We start from the raw sequence: 1,894 nt of genomic DNA, 5'->3' as shown, positions 1-1,894 counted from the left end.
AAATTCGTGCGGCGGACAAGCAGATGAAGCCTTGGCGGCCTGCAGAGAAGTGCCGTCCCTGCTGGTCCATGCTCTCACCGGGTTCGGTCGGCGCCGCCCGCCAACACGTCCGAAGAATCGAACCGTCCGGCGCTCTGCCGAACCTCATCGGACAGGGTTTGTCAAATGGATGCCCGTGCCCCGTCAGGGGTCCCGGAAGAATCGAGAGAGTTTCCTATGAAAACGCACATTCGATGGAAGACGTACTGGGAGCATGAGCTCGTGCCGGGTGATCAAGCGGAGCTCGCCGAGTTTTTTCGAAACACCTACGGAGCGGTGGGTGCCTGGAACACGAAACATTTCGAGGGTAGCCGTAGCTGGGCCGGAGCGCGACCCGAGCTCAGGATAGTCGGGTATGACGAGTGCGGGGTGGTGGCGCGCTTCGGGGTGCTGCGTCGTTTTATCAGGTTCGGCACGGTCGATCAGCTCGTCGCCGAGGTCGGGTTGTATGCGGTACGCCCGGATCTACAGCAATCGGGAGTCGGTTATCATGTCGGGCTCAACGTGCTGTATCTGACGCTGCTGGACCTGAAAGTCCCGTTCGGCTTCGGAACCGTCCGCGACGAGTTACGCGAGCATGTCGAGAGGACCGGCCGCGCGACCATCGTGTCCGGAGTCCAGGTGAGGTCCACCGACCTTTGAAAAGATTCCAAGACATGTGTCGATGATCTTCTCATCGTGGTCATCAAGCTTGAGCGTACCGTGGACGAGTGGCCAGCCGGAGAGCTCATCGACCGGAATGGACCCGAGCTGTGACACGCGCCCACCCGGCTCCGAATACGGTCGGCGACGAGCCTGGAGCCCGCCGCATCGCCCTCACGTCAGACGACGGACCAGGCCCATGCTCTACACCCCGGATCCTCGACCTACTCGCTGAGCAGAGGTCATCGCAACATTCTGCATGGTCGGCAGGCATGCAGCCGCGCATCCCGAAGATGAACCAGGAGAGGGGCGCTGTTGACTCCAGAGCCATTTGTCATACTGACAATGCCACGAACGGGGTCACACCACCTGGAGGCACTGGCCAACGAGCATCCGAACGTCTTGACCAATGGAGAGCTACTTAATCCGTGGGACACCGGATGGCCCGGCGTCGATCGTACAGAAATGTCCGACGGGGAACTACTCGAGCTGGCCTTCGTGCGCTTTCCGAGGCGAGACGAAAAATACGAGGTCAGTTGCGTTGGCTGCAAGATCAATGAACCTCAGTTCCACGAACGTCCCACCTTTTTTGAAGAGCTGGCGGCGTGGCCGCGCCTGAAAGTAATCGCGCTCCAAAGGCGGAACCTGCTCGAATCATTCCGGTCCCTCACCCAGGCGCGCGACAGTGGCCGCTGGCTGGCCCCCAGCGCGGACGGCCCGGCGCCAGTGCCGCCGCGGGTGAAGCTGTCACCCGCAGACTGCGAGAGCTACTTCAGAAGCGCAGAGCGCTTCTACGGTCGCATCTTCGCCCGTTTTCCGCCGGAGAAGATCCACGAAATTTACTATGAGGACCTGGGGGACAGCCCGAGGGAATGCCTGGCGAGGATCTGGGACTTTCTCGGCGTTCCCCCGCATCCGCTGTCCGGCTGTCTTCTCCTGCAACAGCAGGAGACGCGCCCGCTCGGCGAAGCGGTGCTAAACTATGCTGAGCTGCGCGACCACTTCCGGGGCACCCCGTACCAGGCTTTCTTTGAATGAGCTGCGATCCCGCCGGGGCGACACGCGGGGCCGTGGCAGCCGCGTGCCCGGCGGCCCGCGGCGAGAAGGTACCAATCCTCCAACCGTGGAGATCCCTCGCTCCACGGACCAGGAGGCCGGCGGGACGGGTGAGGAACACGAACCGCTCTGCCGGTTGCAGGGAGAAGGTTCCGTC

Annotated in this window: 1 protein-coding gene and 1 pseudogene; both read left to right on the top strand. The window is 62.4% G+C overall.

The features are described 5' to 3' along the window. Positions 1-216: 216 nt before the first annotated feature. A pseudogene (locus DD1DGNOD_RS12530) lies at positions 217-795 on the top strand (NodA family N-acyltransferase). Positions 796-1,026: 231 nt separating this feature from the next. Beyond that, positions 1,027-1,719 (top strand): sulfotransferase, encoded by a 693-nt coding sequence (locus DD1DGNOD_RS12525; protein WP_131770179.1) that lies wholly within the window; start codon positions 1,027-1,029, stop codon positions 1,717-1,719. Positions 1,720-1,894 lie beyond the last annotated feature (175 nt).

The sequence above is a fragment of the Candidatus Protofrankia californiensis genome (genome assembly GCF_900634765.1).
Taxonomy (GTDB): Bacteria; Actinomycetota; Actinomycetes; order Frankiales; family Frankiaceae; genus Protofrankia; species Protofrankia californiensis.
The sequence above is the reverse complement of the archived record's forward strand: the minus strand, read 5'-3'. Positions and strand labels throughout refer to the sequence as shown.